The organism is Marinobacter sp. EhC06 (assembly GCF_001650915.1).
GTDB lineage: Bacteria > Pseudomonadota > Gammaproteobacteria > Pseudomonadales > Oleiphilaceae > Marinobacter.
In genome coordinates this window covers 596787-613279 of the sequence record NZ_LXYO01000023.1, presented here as the reverse complement: position 1 = coordinate 613279, position 16493 = coordinate 596787, and the positions used below count along the sequence as shown (strand labels likewise).

Sequence of the window (16493 nt, the reverse complement as noted above, 5' to 3'; positions counted from 1 at the left end):
GGTAATTAACCTCGGTTCGGTGTCTTCAGGCCTTGTGGGCCGTTCGAATCAATCTCGGCTCAGGCGGTTGCCTGGGCCAGTGTCTCGTGGACAAATTTCTTGCAGAGCCGCTCGCCGGCCTCAAAACTTTCTACCGGGTCCAGGCTCAGAGCACTGCGCAGCCAGAAACCGTCAATCATTGCCGCGGTTTGGCGAGCCGCCTCGGTCGCTGCGCCGGGTTCGAGCACCTGCGCAAAGGAATAGCGCAGGTTGCTGTACAGCCGGGCGTTATTGATCTGCTGCAGCCGCTTTAGCCCCGGCTCATGCATCGACCGGGCCCAGAAGCTCAGCCAGGTCTTGGCCGCCAGCGCCGAGCGCTGGAACTCGGAAAAATTCGATTCGATGATGCAATTCAACCGCTGCTCCGGGGAGCGGTCGGTCCTCGCCATGCGCTCCCGCAGTTCCTTGCCCAGTTGATCCAGCAGATACCGCAGGGCCGCTTCAATCAGACCCTGTTTGCCACCGAAGTAATGGCTGATAATCCCGGAGGACATGCCCGCCCGTTTGCTGATGCTGACAATGGTGGTGTTCTGCATGCCCAGCTCGGCGATGGACGCCATGGTGGCTTCAATCAACTGCTGTTTGCGTGTGTCTTTTACTCCAACAATCGGCATGGCGGCTTCGGTTACTCGTCTTGATTCCAGGGTTGAAAAGCAGCGCGAATCAGCCCTGCTTTTTATTAATTGAACGTTCAATTAATAAAAAGCTTACAGAAGCCAGATGAAGAATTCAAACCGGTTTAAAAAACGGACAACCTCAGAGCCACGCTGGTATGGCCCTGAGGTGGCTACAGGAAGGATCAGCTATGGCGGCGGTAGTCGGGATCTGTCCAGCACACGGGAAGCGCTTCGCCGGAGGGAAAAGCCAGTTCGGACTTTGCATAATATTCAGGATCCTGCGCCTCCTCCCCATAATGGAGGCTGCCGCGCACTTGCTCGATATGGGGATCAAACAATGCCTGGGTGTCCAGTACCTCAATCAGGTGCCCGGTTGTTTTTTCAGCGACAAACATAAAGGCCTCCGTGGGAAAGGATTTATCCTTTCAACGTAGCAGATGTGCCGCCATCCAGACAGGCGCTTACAGGCTGAGGGAGGCGCCAGAGAGCTGGAGCTCAAAATCGGGAAAATCGAAATATGAGACATTTCGCTACATTAATTATCGGTTGTCGGCTTTTCAGAAGCAGAAAGATTGTTAAGCTGAACTATACGATAAAAAGAAAGGCCTACTGGCCATACAACGGGGTCTTCTGTTGGTGATCCTCAGCAATGCTCTGCGTATCCTTGTTCTGATCCTGGTCTCGTGCGTGTTCCAGTTTGTCCACGCGGATGCCGGCCCGATTACACTCGCCTCTGACGCACCAATTGAAAGCCATTTCCAGTACTGGGAAGACACCGGTGCCGACGCAACACTGGCCGATGTTCGCGCCCTTCCCCCATCCGCCTGGCAAGCCAGACCGTCCGGCAAGGCCACCTTCGGAATCACCGACTCCGCCTACTGGTTGCGCGTTCAGGTGCGAAACCAGACTGACCATGACCAGCTGCTGATCGCCGAGCTGGCCTACTCCCAGCTCGATGACGTGGTGTTCCACGAGCTCTCTGGAGTCACCCTGCTTCGCGAATTCCGCACCGGGGATACCCGGCCGTTCTACCCGAGAGATGTGGATCATCCCAATATGCTGTTCCGATTCCAGTTGGCCCCGGACGCCCTGAAGACACTCTATATTCGGGTCGCCACCCAGGGCACGATGGTGGTGCCGTTGCGGATATGGCACCAGAATGATTTTTACGAGGCCGCCGCCAACGAGCAGAAACTGCACTTCTTCTACTACGGCAGCCTGGCGGTCATCATCCTGATCAACCTGGCCGTTTTCCTGACCCTGCGCGAGAAGCTGTACCTCTACTACGCCCTGGCCATATTCGGGTATTTCCTGTTCTTCGCCACAGTTCGGGGCTATACGCTTCAACATGTCTACCCGGGGTCGCCGTTCCTGCATGCCCATGTGCTGATGCTCACGATTCCCTTTCTGGCGATGTTTTCCATTCTGTTCTGCATGGAGTTCCTGAAGGTTCGCTCACACAGTCCGCGGCTCTACCGCGCCCTGCAGGCCATGCTGGCATTCGAAATCCTGTATTTCCTGAGCGCTCCGTTCTTGAGCTACGACACCGGCATCCGGGTGGCGGCAATCTCCGCATTCGGATTCTTTTCGCTGCTCCTGGTGGCAGGCCCGGTTGCCTGGGCTGCCGGTGTTCGCGCCGGGGTATTTTTCACCATCGCCTGGACACCGCTTACGGTGGGGGTATCGGCAACGGCAGGCCGGGCGCTCGGTCTGCTGCCGGAGAACTTCTTTACCGAATACGCCATGCAGATTGGCTCCGGACTGGAGGCTTTCATTCTCACGCTCGCCCTTGCAGACCGCCTGTATCGGGAGCGGGAGCAGAAAATTCAGGCCCAGGCGGACATTCTCGAGCAACAAAACGCCCGTAACGAGGCCCAGAACAAACTGAATGAAGCGCTGACCCACGACCCGGTCACCGGTCTTCCCAATCGCAACCGGTTCGAGTGGATGGTGGACGAACAACTGAAACAGGACCCGAACGGACGCTATATGGTCGGCGTGGCCCGGGTAACACGACTCAAGGAGATCAACCGCACGCTGGGGCTTGAACGAAGTGAGCGCTTGCTGAAACGTATGGCCCAGCAAATGACCGAACTGGCTCAGAGACTGCCCATGGTTCACGCGACTGCGGATGCCTACGGGCGCGAAGAACGGGTATATCAACTGTCCGGGGACAGCTTCGGGGTACTGGTAGACGTCAGCAAGACCGGGGATAACTTCCAGGTTCTGGATAATGCCCTCAAACGACTGGCGGAACCGGTCCTGATCGACCACCTGGCCATCGAACCCGGCCCTCGTTTCGGCGTCGCGAGCTACCCAGAGCATGGCAAAAAAGCGGCCCTGCTGATCCGAAATGCCCACGTGGGCATGGAAATGGCACCCCATGGCCCTTACGAGAGCGGCTTTTATTCCCGCCGGAACGACATCTACAACGAAAGCCGGCTTACGCTGATGGCTGATCTTCGTGAAGCCCTGCACCTGAATCAGCCGGAATTGCACTATCAGCCAAAAGTCAGTCTGACCACAGGCCGGGTAGAGGGAGTGGAAGCCCTGATTCGATGGCACCATCCGGAGCGAGGATGGGTCCCCCCCGCAGAGTTCATTCCGCTGGCCGAGAAAACCGGCGTGATCAAACACCTGACCCGCTGGGTTATCGACCAGGCACTGAACGACCTGAAAAGCCTGCACACCATCGATCCAGCACTGACAGTATCGGTGAACGTTTCCGCTCGGGACCTGGTTTCCACGGAATTGAAAGGCCTTTTCGAAACCCGGATGAAACGATACCAGCTGCATCCGGATCAGATCATCGTGGAACTCACCGAAACCGCAGCCATGGACGACCCGGATAAAGGTCTCGAAGCCCTGGAAGCGCTGGCACAGATTGGTCTGAAAATTTCGATAGATGACTTCGGCGCCGGCTACTCCTCACTCTCCTACCTGAAGAAATTGCCGGCCAGCGAAATCAAACTGGACCGGGCCCTGCTGCAGGATATCCATACCAGCGAAAGCGCCAGGATGATCGTGGAGACGGCCATCAGCATGGGTCATGGTCTGGGATTTCGGGTGGTGGCAGAAGGCGTGGAAACAGAGCAGGCGGCCAGTCTGCTGGGTAGTATGGGGGCCGACCTTCTTCAAGGCTATTGGGTCTGCCGACCTAAGTCGCTGAACGACCTCAAGACATGGCTGGAAACTGACAGAAAGGCTGCCAGCCTGGAATGACCGCCTTAACTCGGCAGGCCAAGCGCACTACCACTGACAATACCTCTCAAAGCCAGCGGCGAACGCCAGTGCAGTACCTTGTGAAGGCGTCACCGAACTTTTCCCGCATGAACCGCTCCTCAGGTGCTATCTGGAAGCGGTTCATGTAGAGGACAAAGGCCGGCAGGAAAAGCAGGGCCGGCACGTTGCCAAGCCAAAGCCCCCAGGCGCACAGCACCATCAGAAACCCCAGATACATGGGGTTTCTGCTGTATCGATAGATACCAGAAACCACGAGACTTTCGGACTGATCCGGCACCCTGGGGTCTACCGTTGTCCCCGCCGTTCTGAAAGCCAATACACCAAGAACCGCGATCGCCATACCCACCAGAGCAATGCCCGACGCCACCCAGCCTGCCGCTGGAATTGCGATCGAAAAGTCTGGCGAAATCCGGGATAGAGCCCACATCCCAACCGCTACAAAAGCGACGAGAACCACCGGCGGTACTTTCAGCTCAAGTGCTGTCACAAGCCATTACTCCTCTGCCAGCCGGAGTGCCCGGCCAAGGGCCGTATAGTAACTGTAGAATGCGCTGTTGACTCGTTCCCGCTCCGCGCCAACCGGATAGAGCCCCAGTTTTGCCTCTTCCGTTTCTCGGGTTCCGCTCACCAGGAAGGCATTCTTCAGGTCTGCATCCTGCACAAACGCTTCAAACGCGCGGGCGCAAAGCTCTTCGGGGAGGCTGAAATACTGGACGCCTGCCGCCTTGTCGGCCTTCACCGAGCATCGAAACAGCTCGCTCGGCTCTGCGCCTTTTTCATCCAGGATAATCGCCTTGAAACAGGCCTGCAGACGATCGTTCAACGGATGCCTGATCGCGTCGTCGCGGCCAAGCCAGAGTTTCGAAGCAAACTGGCCTCTCTGGGTTTCACCGAAAAGCTTCTCACCAATGTAATGGTCGAAAGCGTGAAACCACTCATGGGCAATACTGCCGGGGCCGGCGTTCTTGGCCAGCGAGAAACTGCGGGTGGCCGGCGTGTAATGGGCCGATACACCGGGTCGGCCGCCAATGCCGTACTGCAAAGCCAGGGTGCCGCGCAGGGAAACCAGCGACTCGGTGCCGCCAAGAATGGTCATCAGGTCGCACAGAGCATCGTAGAACAGCGACGCACTGCGCTGTTTCTCCGGCTCTGTGACCCAGCGGCCAATCTCGATGGAGCGGAACTGGAAGCGACGGCGGACGTCGAGAAAGGTAACCGGCGCACCGGCACGATGGTCCGGGCCCCGGCGGTAAAAGGATCTGGTCATGGCGCTATTGTACGATGAAAAACCGGGCTGTCTTTCCGCCACGGGCAGAAACATCATTTGGCGGGATTGACCGGTTTTATGTGAATTATGACCGTCTGATTTTCCGCCGGCTTGTGCCACACTGCCAGAACCAATAACGACAATATCCGGACCGAGTGTTTGCCATGACCGACACCCAGACCCATTACCGCACCTGCAACATCTGTGAAGCCATGTGTGGCCTCGAAATCCAGCATCGGGGTAGCGAGATCCTGTCCATCAAGGGCGACAACAACGACCCGTTCAGCCACGGCCATATCTGCCCGAAAGCCGTTGCACTGCAGGATTTCTACAATGACAAGGACCGCCTGAAAGCACCCATGAAGCGCACCGCGGACGGCTGGCAGGAGATCAGCTGGGAAGCTGCCTTCGAGGAAATCGCCTCGCGGTTTCGCGGCATCCAGCAGGAACACGGGCAGGATGCGGTCGGGGTTTATCTGGGTAATCCAAACGCCCATAACTTCGGCAACGCCATCATGCTGCCGCGGTTCTTCAAGGCACTGTGCACCAATAACCGCTACAGCTCCGCCTCAGCCGACCAGTTACCACATCACGTGGCCTCCAATTACATGCTGGGTGCCGGCATGCTGATTCCGGTGCCGGACATCGACCATACGGATTTCATGCTGATCATTGGTGCCAACCCGATTGTTTCCAACGGCAGCCTGATGACCGCCCCCGGCGTCGGCAAACGCCTGAAGGCCATTCAGCAACGGGGCGGCAAGGTGGTGGTGGTTGATCCACGGCGCACCGAGACTGCGAGAAAGGCCGACCAGCACCTGTTTATCCGCCCGGAAACCGATGCCCTGTTCATGCTGGCCATGGTTCACACCCTGTTTGAGGAACAATTGGTTACCCTTGGTCATCTGGAAGACCGGATCGACGGGCTGGAGCAACTGGCCGAGGCCGTCAAACCCTATTCCCCGGAAACCGTGGCGGACGCCTGCGGTATGAGCGCTAACGCCATCCGCGAGCTGGCACGGGCGATGGCAGCGGCCAAAAGCGCCGTTTGCTACAGCCGTATGGGCGCCTCGACTCAGTCCTTCGGCGGCCTCTGCCAGTGGCTGAACAACATGCTGAACATTCTCACCGGCAACTTTGATAGCCGCGGCGGCGCCATGTTCCCCCAGCCGGCTTTTGATCTTGTCAGAGACAAAAAGGGCAAGCCGAGTTCCTATGGCCGTTACGAGTCCCGGGTGCGAAAACTGCCCTATTTCAACAACGAATTCCCCGTGGCCACCCTGGCCGATGAGATCCTGACCCCGGGCGAGGGCCAGATCCGCGCGATGATCACCATCGCCGGCAATCCGGTGCTTTCGGCGCCCGGCGGAGCCCGATTGGAAGATGCCTTCGATGCCCTTGATTTCATGGTGTCGGTGGATATCTACCTGAACGAAACCACCCGTCACGCCGATATCATCCTGCCGGCCACGACCGGGCTGGAAGTGCCCCACTTCGATGTCTTCTTCAACTCTTTCGCCGTTCGCAATACCGCCAAGTTCTCGGAACCGATGTTCGAAAAAGCGCCGAACCAGAAACACGACTGGGAGATTCTACGGGATCTGGCCCTGCAGTTAACGGGCCTGGAAGACGATGGCGTAACGCCGGAGGCCATGCTGGATCTGGGCCTGAAACACGGCGCCTACGGAAAAGAGGGCATGAGCCTGAAGACCCTGAAAGCCAACCCCCATGGTGTGGATCTGGGACCACTTCAGCCCTGCCTGGGTCAGCGCATCCAGACCGAGGACGGCAAGATCCGCATTGCCCCCGAGCTATACCTGAAGGATCTGAAACGCCTGGATGCCTCGGGCCTGTTGCAGGCAGATCAGAACAGCGACTATCCGTTCACGCTGATCAGCCGCCGCCTGCCTCGCAGCCACAACACCTGGACCCAGAATTCCCACCGCCTGGTCAAGGGCAAGAACCCATGCACGTTACAGATGAACGCTTCAGATGCCCTCAAAATCGGGCTTGAAGACGGACAACTGGCCACGGTTACTTCGGCTTCCGGGAGCATCAACCTGCCGGTGGAAATCGACGACGATATGTTCGAGGGTGTGATCAGCATGCCCCAGGGCTGGGGCCACAACCGGCCGGACACCGCCATGTCGATCGCCGAGGGACAACCCGGCGTGAGCATGAACGACGTCACTGATTCCGGGCGCATTGACGCACTGACCGGGAATGCGGCGTTTAATGGTACGAGGGTAGCAGTACGCGCAGCCTGATGTGAGATATGGCATGGAGAAGGTTGCGCTTCTTGCTGAATAGGGGAAGGTTGTCAGTCAGTGCTGGTTGGGACTACGGGAGACTGGTCGGCAAAACGGCAACAAACATTCATTTCCTCTCTGAGTGCTAACGCGAAGCTTTGCGGCAATTTTGGAGCCGCGAAGCGGTGGAAAAATTGTTCGGCAACAGCGGCTGGTTATGCATTATTCGTAGTGGCTCCAGAGCCTGAGGACTTTCACCACTTGCTCCTCCTCCAGCACTTGGTAGACAAGACGATGCTGAATATTGATGCGGCGTGAATAGGCCCCCGCAAGATCACCAATGAGCTTCTCAAACGGAGGCGGCTTGCGGTATGGATCTTCCGCTATCAGCGCTAATAGTTCCTCGGCTTTTGGTTTGAGGCCGCTGGAGGCCAACTTCTTTGCATCTTTCTGGGCTTGCTTGGTGTAAACCAACTTCCATGTCACCAGTCCAGCTCCTCATCGCATTCATCCACGGGGGTATCCATCCCCTCACGAATAGACTCCCGCATACCCGGTACGGAGAGCAGGTAAAGTGTTTCCTGAATTGCAGACCAGTCTTCCTCGGAAACCAGGACGGCTTTGTTCCGCTTACCCATGATGACGATTGGTTGGTGGGACTCGGCGGTCTCGTCGATCAACCGATATAGGTTGCTGCGCGCCTCAGTTGCTGTGATTCCGGTCATGACGCACCTCTTTCGTGTTCAACTTTTCACCAAGTGTACGCTTTTGGGTACGTACGTCAAGACGAACGTCACCTATAACGCCCGGCTCACGCGCCGGTTTGGAGCCGCGAAGCGGCGGAAAATCGGTCGCTGTGCAGCCGATTGTTAAATCTTTTTCTGTACGGTATCCTGATCATGATCAATATCCTGTACAGGAGCAACCCTATGGATGCCATTAGCTACACAGCCGCTAGAACCAATCTAGCAAAAACGATGGAGCAGGTCTGTGAAGACCATTCCCCTGTGATCATCACCCGGAGCAAGTCGCAATCAGTGGTAATGATCTCCCTCGAGGACTACGAGGCGCTGCAAGAAACTGCATACCTTCTGCGCGCACCAAAAAACGCACGGCGTTTGCTGGAATCCGTTGCCGAGCTGGAGCAAGACGGTGGTCAAGAAAAGGAACTTCTTGAATGAAACTCATCTTCTCCGAGAACGCCTGGGAAGACTATCTGTACTGGCAGAAAACCGACAAAAAGATTCTTAACCGAATCAACAAGCTGATCAAAGAGACCAAGCGAGAACCGTTCGAAGGTGTTGGCAAACCAGAGCCCCTAAAACACAGCCTCGCCGGGTACTGGTCCCGCCGGATCAACGAAGAACACCGAATAGTTTACAAAGTCACGGATGACGCTTTGCTTATCGCCCAGCTCCGGTATCACTACTGATTTAACAGCAATTAGACAGAGCGCTTCATGATTGCAGAAATTTGACCGCTTCGTTTTTACAGCTTCTGGATCACAGAACACAGTGCCGATAAATTTATAAAACAACAGGTTAGCCCACTACACACTGCCTTTCCATGTAATCATTTGACGTCTGTAATCCACGCCACCAATAACACTGTGCAAATAAACAGTATTGGCGGGGAGCCGGGACGAATGAAAGGAAAACAGCCTCGCTTACGGGACCAGGTTCGTGCGGTTATTCGCGTGAATCATTACAGCATCCGTACCGAAAAAACCTACTGGTACTGGATCCGTTACTTCATTCGTTTTCAGCAAATGAAGCACCCTCGCGATATGGACCCCGAGAGGTCAATGAGTTTCTGACCTGGCTCGCTGTACATCGTTATGCCGCTGCAGCCATGTGGATCTGCGCACCACCCAGATTTACACCCACGTCCTCGGCCAAGGTTTCGCAGGGGTGCGCAGTCCGCTCGGCTACCGGTCAGTAAGCCCTCACCACTCCAACTGAGCCCCGGTCTGGTACTCGATCACCCGCGTCTCAAAGAAGTTCTTCTCCTTGCGCAAGGTGGCCTGCTCATCTAGCCAGGGCGACACGTTCTTCGCACCCGGAAACGGCTCTTCGAGGCCGACGGTGCGGGCACGACGATTGGCCACGAAGCGAAACTGCTCGCTGTGATATTCCGCGGAGTAACCGAGTATCGGATCCCGCAGGATGTAGTCCGCATAGGCCCTCTCGGCGGCTTCGGATTCGTCCCACATCTCACGCACGGCCTTCGGATCGAACGTGATGTTCTCCTCTTCCACGATCTGGTTGACCACTTTCAGGCCGAATGAGAAGTGCATGGCCTCGTCCCGCAGGATGTACTGCAGCTGCTCGCCAGTGCCGCGCATCAGACCCCGGCGCTGCAGGGCGAAAATGGGGCTGAAGCCGTTGTAGAACCAGGTGCCTTCGAACACCGCCGCAAAGAACAGATAGGACATGATGAATTCCTGCAGGTCGTCCTTGTTACGCAGGTTCATATTCGGGCGCATGGCCGCATCCAGCCGGCGATTGGCAATCTGGATCTTGCCGTTGATCTCCGGTACCACCCGGTAGCGGTTGTAGATCTCGCTCTGGTCCAGGTTGAGGGTTTCGATGCAGTGCTGGTAGGCCCAGGTGTGCATGGCCTCTTCGTACACCTGGCGGGCCTGGTAGATCTGCAGCTCCGGCGCGCTCATCTTTTCCATCACAGCCAGGCCGATGTTGCGCATGGCGAGGATGTCGGAGGTGGTGAGGTAGGCCAGCACGTTCTCGTAGACGTGCTTTTCCGGTGCGGTCAGCCGGTGATGGTAGTCATGGACGTCCTGGGCCATGTTCACGTCCAGAGGGGTCCAGTGGTTTTTGTTGGCGTTCATGAAGTACTCCCAGGCCCAGGGGTACTTGAACGGCGCCAGCTGGTTGATGTCGGTCTCGCCGTTGATGACGCGTTTGTCGTCCACATTCACCGGGGCCGGGGCGCCGGGATGCGCCGCCTTGGATTCAGTTTTTGGTTCGTCGTCCCAATCAAGCATGGTTTTTGCCTCGAAATCGTTAAGTGAGCAGTTACTGACAGGCTTCGCAGTCCGGATCGTCGATGCTGCATACCTGTGGCTGGGGAGCGGCAACCGGGGCGGTTTTTTCAGCGCCGGTGGCACCCAGAGAGCGCAGGTAGTAGGTAGTTTTCAGCCCACGTTCCCAGGCCAGCTGGTACAGGGCATCCAGCTTTTTGCCACTGGGCTCGGCCATGTACAGGTTGAGGCTCTGGGCCTGGTCGAGCCATTTCTGGCGGCGGGCAGCGGCTTCCACCAACCACCTCGCATCGATCTCGAAGGCAGTGGCGTAGCGGGCTTTCAGTACCGCCGGGATGCGGTCGATCTGTTGCACGGAACCGTCGAAGTATTTGAGGTCGTTCACCATCACGTTGTCCCATAGGCCTTCTGCCTTGAGATCCCTTACCAGCGAGGGATTGACCACGGTGAACTCGCCGGAGAGGTTCGATTTCACGAACAGGTTCTGGTATGCCGGTTCGATGGACTGGGACACGCCCACGATGTTGGAGATGGTGGCCGTGGGCGCGATGGCCATCACGTTGCTGTTGCGCATGCCGTTTTTTGCGATCAGTTCGCGTACGGGAGACCAGTCCAGTCGGGCGTTGGTGTTCACAGACAGGTCCCCTTCCCTGCGGTTTTCCTTCAACAGTTGGATGGAGTCGATCGGCAAGGTGCCCTGCTGCCAGAGTGAGCCCTCATAGCTCTCATAGGCGCCTCGCTCACCCGCCAGCGAAGCCGAGGCGCGGATGGCGAAGTAGCTGAGTTGCTCCATGGCAACGTCGGCAAACTCAACCGCTTCCGGGCTGGAATACGGCAGGCCCAATTGATAGAGCGCGTCCTGGAAACCCATGAGGCCGAGACCTACCGGGCGATGCTTCAGGTTGGAATTGCGGGCCTGGGGCACGGCGTAGTAGTTGATGTCGATAACGTTATCGAGCATGCGCACGGCGGTGTTCACCGTTTTTTCCAGGCGCTGCACGTCCAGCTCGCCGTTGGCAATGTGGGCCGCCAGGTTCACGGAACCGAGGTTGCATACAGCGATCTCGTCGGCACTGGTGTTCAGGGTGATTTCCGTGCACAGGTTGGAGCTGTGCACAACGCCCCGGTGCTGCTGGGGAGAACGCAGGTTGCACGGGTCCTTGAAGGTGATCCAGGGGTGGCCGGTTTCGAACAGCACGGTGAGCATCTTGCGCCAGAGCTGCTTGGCCGGGATTTTCTTGAACAGCTTGATTTTGCCCTGCTCTGCGAGGGCTTCGTAATGCTCGTAGCGTTCACGGAAGGCGTTGCCGTACAGGTCGTGCAGATCCGGCGCATCGCTGGGGGAGAACAGGGTCCAGTCCCGGTCTTCGCGCATGCGTTCGATCAGCAGGTCGGGCACCCAATTGGCGGTGTTCATGTCGTGGGTGCGTCGGCGTTCGTCACCGGTGTTCTTGCGCAGTTCCAGGAATTCCTCAATATCCAGGTGCCAGCTTTCCAGGTAGGCACACACCGCGCCCTTACGCTTGCCGCCTTGGTTCACGGCCACGGCGGTGTCGTTCACCACTTTCAGGAACGGCACCACGCCCTGGCTCTGGCCGTTGGTGCCCTTGATGTGGGAGCCGAGTGCCCGTACCGGGGTCCAGTCGTTGCCCAGGCCGCCAGCCCATTTCGACAGCATGGCGTTATCGCGGATGGCGCCGTAGATGTCTTCCAGATCGTCGCCAACGGTGGTCAGGTAACAGGAGGACAACTGGGAATGCCGGGTACCGCTGTTAAACAACGTAGGTGTGGAGGCCATGTAGTCAAACGACGACAGCAGATTGTAGAACTCGATGGCGCGGGCATTCGGGTCGTCTTCGCGCAGGGCCAGGCCCATGGCGACGCGCATGAAGAATACCTGGGGCAGCTCAAGGCGGGCCTTGTTCCAGTGCAGGAAGTACCGGTCGTACAGGGTTTGCAGGCCCAGGAAGCCGAATTGCAGGTCACGCTCTGGCTTCAGCGCAGCCCCAAGACGCTCAAGATCGAAAGCGGCAAGGGCCTCGTCCAGCAGTTCATAACGAATACCTGCCTCGATAAAGGCACTCAAGGCCTGTGGATAAATCTCCGCCAAGGGCAGACTGATGGGCAGGCCAAGGGCAGCGGCATTCTCCAGGCGAAGCTGCTCCAGGAGCAGGCGTGCAGTGACCGCGCTGTAGTCCGGCTCCCGCTCAATCCGGCTGCGGGCCGTCATGATCAAGGCCGACAGCACGTCTTCCTCGGCGATGCCGTCGTAAAGGTTGGTCAGGGCATCGTCCACCAGGGAATCACCGTCGATGCCCTCCAGCCCTGTGGCGGCCTGCTCCACCTGCAGTTTCATCAGGCCCAGATCCAGCGGAGCAATCTCGCCACTGGTCTTTTTCACCGTCAGATGGGGGTGCGCCTCAACCGGGGCATGGCGGGCGCGCTCGCGGGCATGCTCTTCCCGATACAAAACGTAAGCGCGGGCCACCTTCTGTTCTTCGGCCCGCATCAGGGCCAGTTCCACCTGATCCTGGATGTCTTCGATATGCACCTTGCCGCCGGCCTTCAGGCGACGGCCAATCGCCTGGATAACCTGGTCGGTCACCCGGTGTACCGCGTCATTGATACGGGCGGAGCCGGCGGAGGTGTCGCCCTCAACAGCGAGGAACGCTTTGGTTACGGCGATGCTGATCTTCGAGGGGTCGAAGCCCACGAGAGTGCCGTTGCGTTTGATGACCTGAAGGGATTCGGTATCGGTGTGCGAGGTTGGCCGGGGTTCGGCCAGGGCTGAGGCGGACATGCTGTGTTCTCCTGAATACGCGTTGAAATCCTTTCACCATCGCGTAGGCAGAGAATCGGAGTGCCACCGTAGGTCGGATTAGCGCATGCGTAATCCGACAAAAGCGGCCTGGCGCAGACAGGGGTGTCGGATTACGCTTCGCTAATCCGACCTACACGTCTGGCCTGAATCCGGTCTGCTCACCTTAAAACGCGAAGGTGCAGTTGTCTCCCTGGCAGGTCTTCGGACTCAGGGGCGTGAATCGTTCGATTCGGCCTCGTGTGGCGACTTCCCGGCTTTCACCAGTGTCTCGATGCCACGCTTGTTCCCCAATACCGCTGCGCGTCAGTTCCGGAGTCTCACCGGATTCCCGATACCAGAATGGCTGAGATGATCACACGTTGACCGAGTTGGTTACGCACTGATCACTACATCTGGTATTTGACCAAGGATAGAAACACTATATACACGATATTCGGAAGGGACAACCTGAAGCAATAAAAAAGGCCCCGGAGAGGGGGCCAAACACGTGACAGTTTCAACTCAGCCAATCAGTGGCTGATCATCCAGGGCCGCATGGAGGGAAACATCTTCTTTCCGTCGGCGGTGTAGAACAGCATGGACTTGCCGGGTTTCGGGGAGCCACAGCCGCAGGCGCGACTGTGCTCCTTATCATTCGCCCTTCGGTCTGCGGTGGAAAACACCGGCTCATGCCGGGACCGTTCGTTCCGGTCCTCGGCCGCCCTTTGGGCCGGGTCCATGGCGGCAATGTGGGATGGCAACACGATCACCCGCGGCGACATGGCCTTGCAGGTGGGGCATTGCGCCGGCTTGGCCGCATCCTCCATGGTGGCCAGTGTGTGAAAGAGGCCATGTTCACGGCACTTGTAGTCATACACGGGCATGGCGATTACTCCTTATCTTTCGACAGCGGTACGTCCATGCCCCCGCTGACTTTCTTCTGCGGACCATCGGCGGACGGGTTAATGTCGAAGTCGAAGATGCCCGTCGGCAACCAGAGCGTGGCGCAGGCGTTCGGGATATCCACCACGCCGCTAATGTGGCCTTCCACCGGCGCACAACCCAGAATCGCGTAGGCCTGGGCCTTGGTATAACCGAACTTGGTCATGTATTCGATGGCGTTCAGGCACGCCTGACGATAAGCCACGTGCACGTCCAGGTAATGCTGGCCGCCGTCTTCGTCTACGGAGATGCCTTCGAAGATCACATAGTCGTCGTAACGGGGCTTGATCGGGCTGGGCTTGAACACCGGATTCTTGATGCCGTACTTCTTCACGCCGTCCTTGATCAGGTTTACCCGCAGGTGAATCCAGCCGGCCATTTCGATGGCGCCACAGAAGGTGATCTCACCGTCGCCCTGGCTGAAGTGAAGGTCGCCTACGGAGAGGCCGGCACCGTCCACGTACACCGGGAAATACACCTTGGAGCCACGGGACAGATCCTTGATGTCACAGTTGCCACCGTGTTCCCGTGGCGGCACGGTACGGGCGGCTTCGGCGCCGGCAGCCTTGGCCGCGTCACCGGTCATCTGGCCCATGTGGGCGGTCTCACCATTGGGCAGTGTTGCCAGTTCCGGCACACGCTCCGGATCGGTCGCGACCAGTCCGGCCTCACGCTTGTTCCAGGTGTCCAGCAATTCTTTGGAGGGCAGGCAGCCGATCAGGCCCGGGTGAATCAGGCCGGCAAATTCCACATTGGGAATGTGCCGGGATTTGGTGAACATGCCGTTGAAGTCCCAGATGGATTTCTGGGCCTCCGGGAAGTGTTCGGTCAGGAAGCCACCGCCGTTCTGCTTGGAGAAGAACCCGTTAAAGCCCCACTGGCTCTCTTCGAAAGTGCCGATGTCGAGGATGTCGACTTCCAGCAGGTCGCCCGGCTCTGCGCCCTCGACCCCGATCGGTCCCGACAGGAAGTGAACCTGGCTGAGATCAACATCGCGCACGTCGTCGGCGCTGTCGTCGTTCTTGATCTGGCCGCCGGTCCAGTCATAGCACTCAACGATGAAATCGTCGCCCGGCTTGACGGTAGCCACCAGCGGAACATCCGGGTGCCAGCGGTTGTGGATTTTGTCGTTCTCATAGGCCGACTTGTTCAGATCGATCTTGATAATGGTTTCAGCCATAACGGGCGCTCCTTGGTGTTGGCTTGCACGATTAGGTAACGGCTTTACTATCCGAAATCCCGTCCCTGTGAGGTATTCGCGAAATGCCCCCGGTGCCTACGTCATTCGACGTATTGGTGCACCGTGACCTTCCTGCCCTGCAGGCTAGCTTCAAACCGGCGACAGTCCGGATACGCCAGCAACGCCCGGGCAACGGCGGGTTCCAGCCGCTGGCGAAAAGCCCGCAGCAGTTCCCGGGCGCCATAGCGAGCGTCGTAGCCACGGCACAGCTCTTCTCGCAGCTCAGGCGCCAGCGACAGCTCGGCGTGCTTTTTGGACAACCGGCGATTGAAGCCCGCCAGCTCAATGTCCAGCAGGGCTTCCAGCCAGTTGTCGGTAAGTCGGTTGAAGGTGAGGATCTGATCAATCCGGTTGAGGAATTCCGGGTCAAAGTGCCGGCGCAGAGCGGTATCGCGAATGGCCTCGCCGTTGCCGGGTGATAAACCGAGCCAGCGACGCCAGCCCCGCTGGTAGCTCTGCTCATACGTCTCCGCCTCCAGCGCACCGGCGTTGCTGGTCATGAAGATCAGGGTGTTGCGGAAGTCGATCTCCCGGTTGCCGGAGGGAAACACCAGCCGACCGGTGTCCAGCACGTTCAGCAGCGTGCGCACCACTTCCTTGCTGGCTTTCTCGATTTCATCAAACAACACAATGCCGGGTTTGCTGAACGAGCCCTGTACCTTGTCCAGATCGAACAGGCTGTGGCCTTCCTTACTGCCCACGTAGCCCGGCGGTGCACCGGTCAGGGCTGCGGCGTAATGCTCCTGGGCCAGGGTGTTCATGTCGATACGGCACAAGCCATCGCGATTACCGTGGATGGCTTCGGCAATGAGGCGCACGGTTTCGGTTTTGCCAACGCCAGTAGGACCCAGGAACAGGTGCACCGCCAGCGGCCGGCTGTCCTCGCCGATATCGGCTTTCACCCGCACCAGCATGGATTCCATGGCGGCCAGGGCCTCGTCCTGGCCAACGATATTTTCTCGCAGTCTGGCCATCACGGCCTCGGGCTCGAAGCGGAACCGGGAAGCACGAACCGGGCCTGAGGCGGCCCGGTTCTTTTCAATGGTTTCCCGATTGTCTTCCAGCCGTTCGTTGATAAACGGCATGAACGCCTCC

Annotated in this window: 16 protein-coding genes and 1 riboswitch; of the genes, 5 read left to right on the top strand and 11 right to left on the bottom strand. The window is 58.2% G+C overall.

Annotated elements, in window-relative coordinates:
* Positions 1-59 precede the first annotated feature (59 nt).
* Together betI and A8B84_RS12700 are read right to left on the bottom strand one after the other, a co-directional pair.
* Positions 60-653: a transcriptional regulator BetI gene (gene betI, locus A8B84_RS12705; RefSeq protein WP_064229518.1), complete on the bottom strand. Its 594-nt coding sequence runs from the start codon at positions 651-653 to the stop codon at positions 60-62.
* Positions 654-838: 185 nt separating this feature from the next.
* A complete protein-coding gene (locus A8B84_RS12700) occupies positions 839-1051 on the bottom strand; it encodes a hypothetical protein (RefSeq protein ID WP_064229517.1) in 213 nt (70 codons plus the stop codon).
* 241 nt (positions 1052-1292) lie between these two features.
* Between A8B84_RS12700 and A8B84_RS12695 the strand changes: the two genes are divergently transcribed.
* On the top strand, positions 1293-3878 hold the full coding sequence (locus tag A8B84_RS12695) for an EAL domain-containing protein (RefSeq protein WP_064230094.1): 2586 nt from the start codon (positions 1293-1295) through the stop codon (positions 3876-3878).
* Positions 3879-3924: 46 nt separating this feature from the next.
* Here the strand turns inward: A8B84_RS12695 and A8B84_RS12690 are convergent, their stop codons facing one another.
* Together A8B84_RS12690 and A8B84_RS12685 are read right to left on the bottom strand one after the other, a co-directional pair.
* A complete protein-coding gene (locus A8B84_RS12690) occupies positions 3925-4386 on the bottom strand; it encodes a methyltransferase family protein (protein WP_064229516.1) in 462 nt (153 codons plus the stop codon).
* 6 nt (positions 4387-4392) lie between these two features.
* Positions 4393-5166, bottom strand: a complete 774-nt coding sequence (locus A8B84_RS12685) for a CLCA_X family protein (RefSeq protein ID WP_064229515.1) — start codon at positions 5164-5166, stop codon at positions 4393-4395.
* Positions 5167-5330: 164 nt separating this feature from the next.
* Here A8B84_RS12685 and A8B84_RS12680 point away from each other — a divergent pair, with 164 nt between their 5' ends.
* Positions 5331-7433: a molybdopterin-dependent oxidoreductase gene (locus A8B84_RS12680; protein ID WP_064229514.1), complete on the top strand. Its 2103-nt coding sequence runs from the start codon at positions 5331-5333 to the stop codon at positions 7431-7433.
* Positions 7434-7637: 204 nt separating this feature from the next.
* On the opposite strand, the gene A8B84_RS12675 is transcribed toward A8B84_RS12680, so the two are convergent.
* Complete coding sequence (locus tag A8B84_RS12675; RefSeq protein WP_064229513.1) at positions 7638-7901, bottom strand: Txe/YoeB family addiction module toxin; 264 nt, start codon at positions 7899-7901, stop codon at positions 7638-7640.
* Entirely contained in the window at positions 7898-8140 is a 243-nt protein-coding gene (locus tag A8B84_RS12670) for a type II toxin-antitoxin system Phd/YefM family antitoxin (RefSeq protein WP_058092928.1), read from the bottom strand. Before A8B84_RS12670 ends, A8B84_RS12675 begins: the two co-directional genes overlap by 4 nt.
* A gap of 204 nt (positions 8141-8344) precedes the next feature.
* Between A8B84_RS12670 and A8B84_RS12665 the strand changes: the two genes are divergently transcribed.
* The 3 genes from A8B84_RS12665 to A8B84_RS21335 all read left to right on the top strand — a co-directional run bounded on the left by A8B84_RS12665 (position 8345) and on the right by A8B84_RS21335 (position 9231).
* Positions 8345-8596 (top strand): type II toxin-antitoxin system Phd/YefM family antitoxin, encoded by a 252-nt coding sequence (locus A8B84_RS12665; protein ID WP_064229512.1) that lies wholly within the window; start codon positions 8345-8347, stop codon positions 8594-8596.
* Positions 8593-8847, top strand: coding sequence for a Txe/YoeB family addiction module toxin (locus A8B84_RS12660; protein WP_008938367.1), 255 nt, complete (start codon positions 8593-8595; stop codon positions 8845-8847). The genes A8B84_RS12665 and A8B84_RS12660 overlap by 4 nt, the downstream gene beginning before the upstream one ends.
* 213 nt (positions 8848-9060) lie before the next feature.
* The gene (locus tag A8B84_RS21335; RefSeq protein WP_227512815.1) at positions 9061-9231 is read left to right on the top strand and encodes a phage integrase N-terminal SAM-like domain-containing protein; all 171 of its coding nucleotides are present in this window, start codon (positions 9061-9063) and stop codon (positions 9229-9231) included.
* Positions 9232-9360: 129 nt separating this feature from the next.
* Here the strand turns inward: A8B84_RS21335 and A8B84_RS12655 are convergent, their stop codons facing one another.
* The 5 genes from A8B84_RS12655 to A8B84_RS12635 all read right to left on the bottom strand — a co-directional run bounded on the left by A8B84_RS12655 (position 9361) and on the right by A8B84_RS12635 (position 16483).
* On the bottom strand, positions 9361-10419 hold the full coding sequence (locus A8B84_RS12655) for a ribonucleotide-diphosphate reductase subunit beta (protein WP_064229511.1): 1059 nt from the start codon (positions 10417-10419) through the stop codon (positions 9361-9363).
* A 31-nt stretch (positions 10420-10450) separates the two neighbouring features.
* Positions 10451-13216: a ribonucleoside-diphosphate reductase subunit alpha gene (locus A8B84_RS12650; protein ID WP_064229510.1), complete on the bottom strand. Its 2766-nt coding sequence runs from the start codon at positions 13214-13216 to the stop codon at positions 10451-10453.
* Positions 13217-13411: 195 nt separating this feature from the next.
* Positions 13412-13620: riboswitch (cobalamin riboswitch) on the bottom strand.
* Positions 13621-13746: 126 nt separating this feature from the next.
* A complete protein-coding gene (locus A8B84_RS12645; protein ID WP_064229509.1) occupies positions 13747-14100 on the bottom strand; it encodes an FmdB family zinc ribbon protein in 354 nt (117 codons plus the stop codon).
* 5 nt (positions 14101-14105) lie between these two features.
* Entirely contained in the window at positions 14106-15338 is a 1233-nt protein-coding gene (gene fmdA / locus A8B84_RS12640) for a formamidase (RefSeq protein WP_064229508.1), read from the bottom strand.
* Positions 15339-15439: 101 nt separating this feature from the next.
* Positions 15440-16483: an AAA family ATPase gene (locus A8B84_RS12635; protein ID WP_064229507.1), complete on the bottom strand. Its 1044-nt coding sequence runs from the start codon at positions 16481-16483 to the stop codon at positions 15440-15442.
* Positions 16484-16493: the final 10 nt, after the last annotated feature.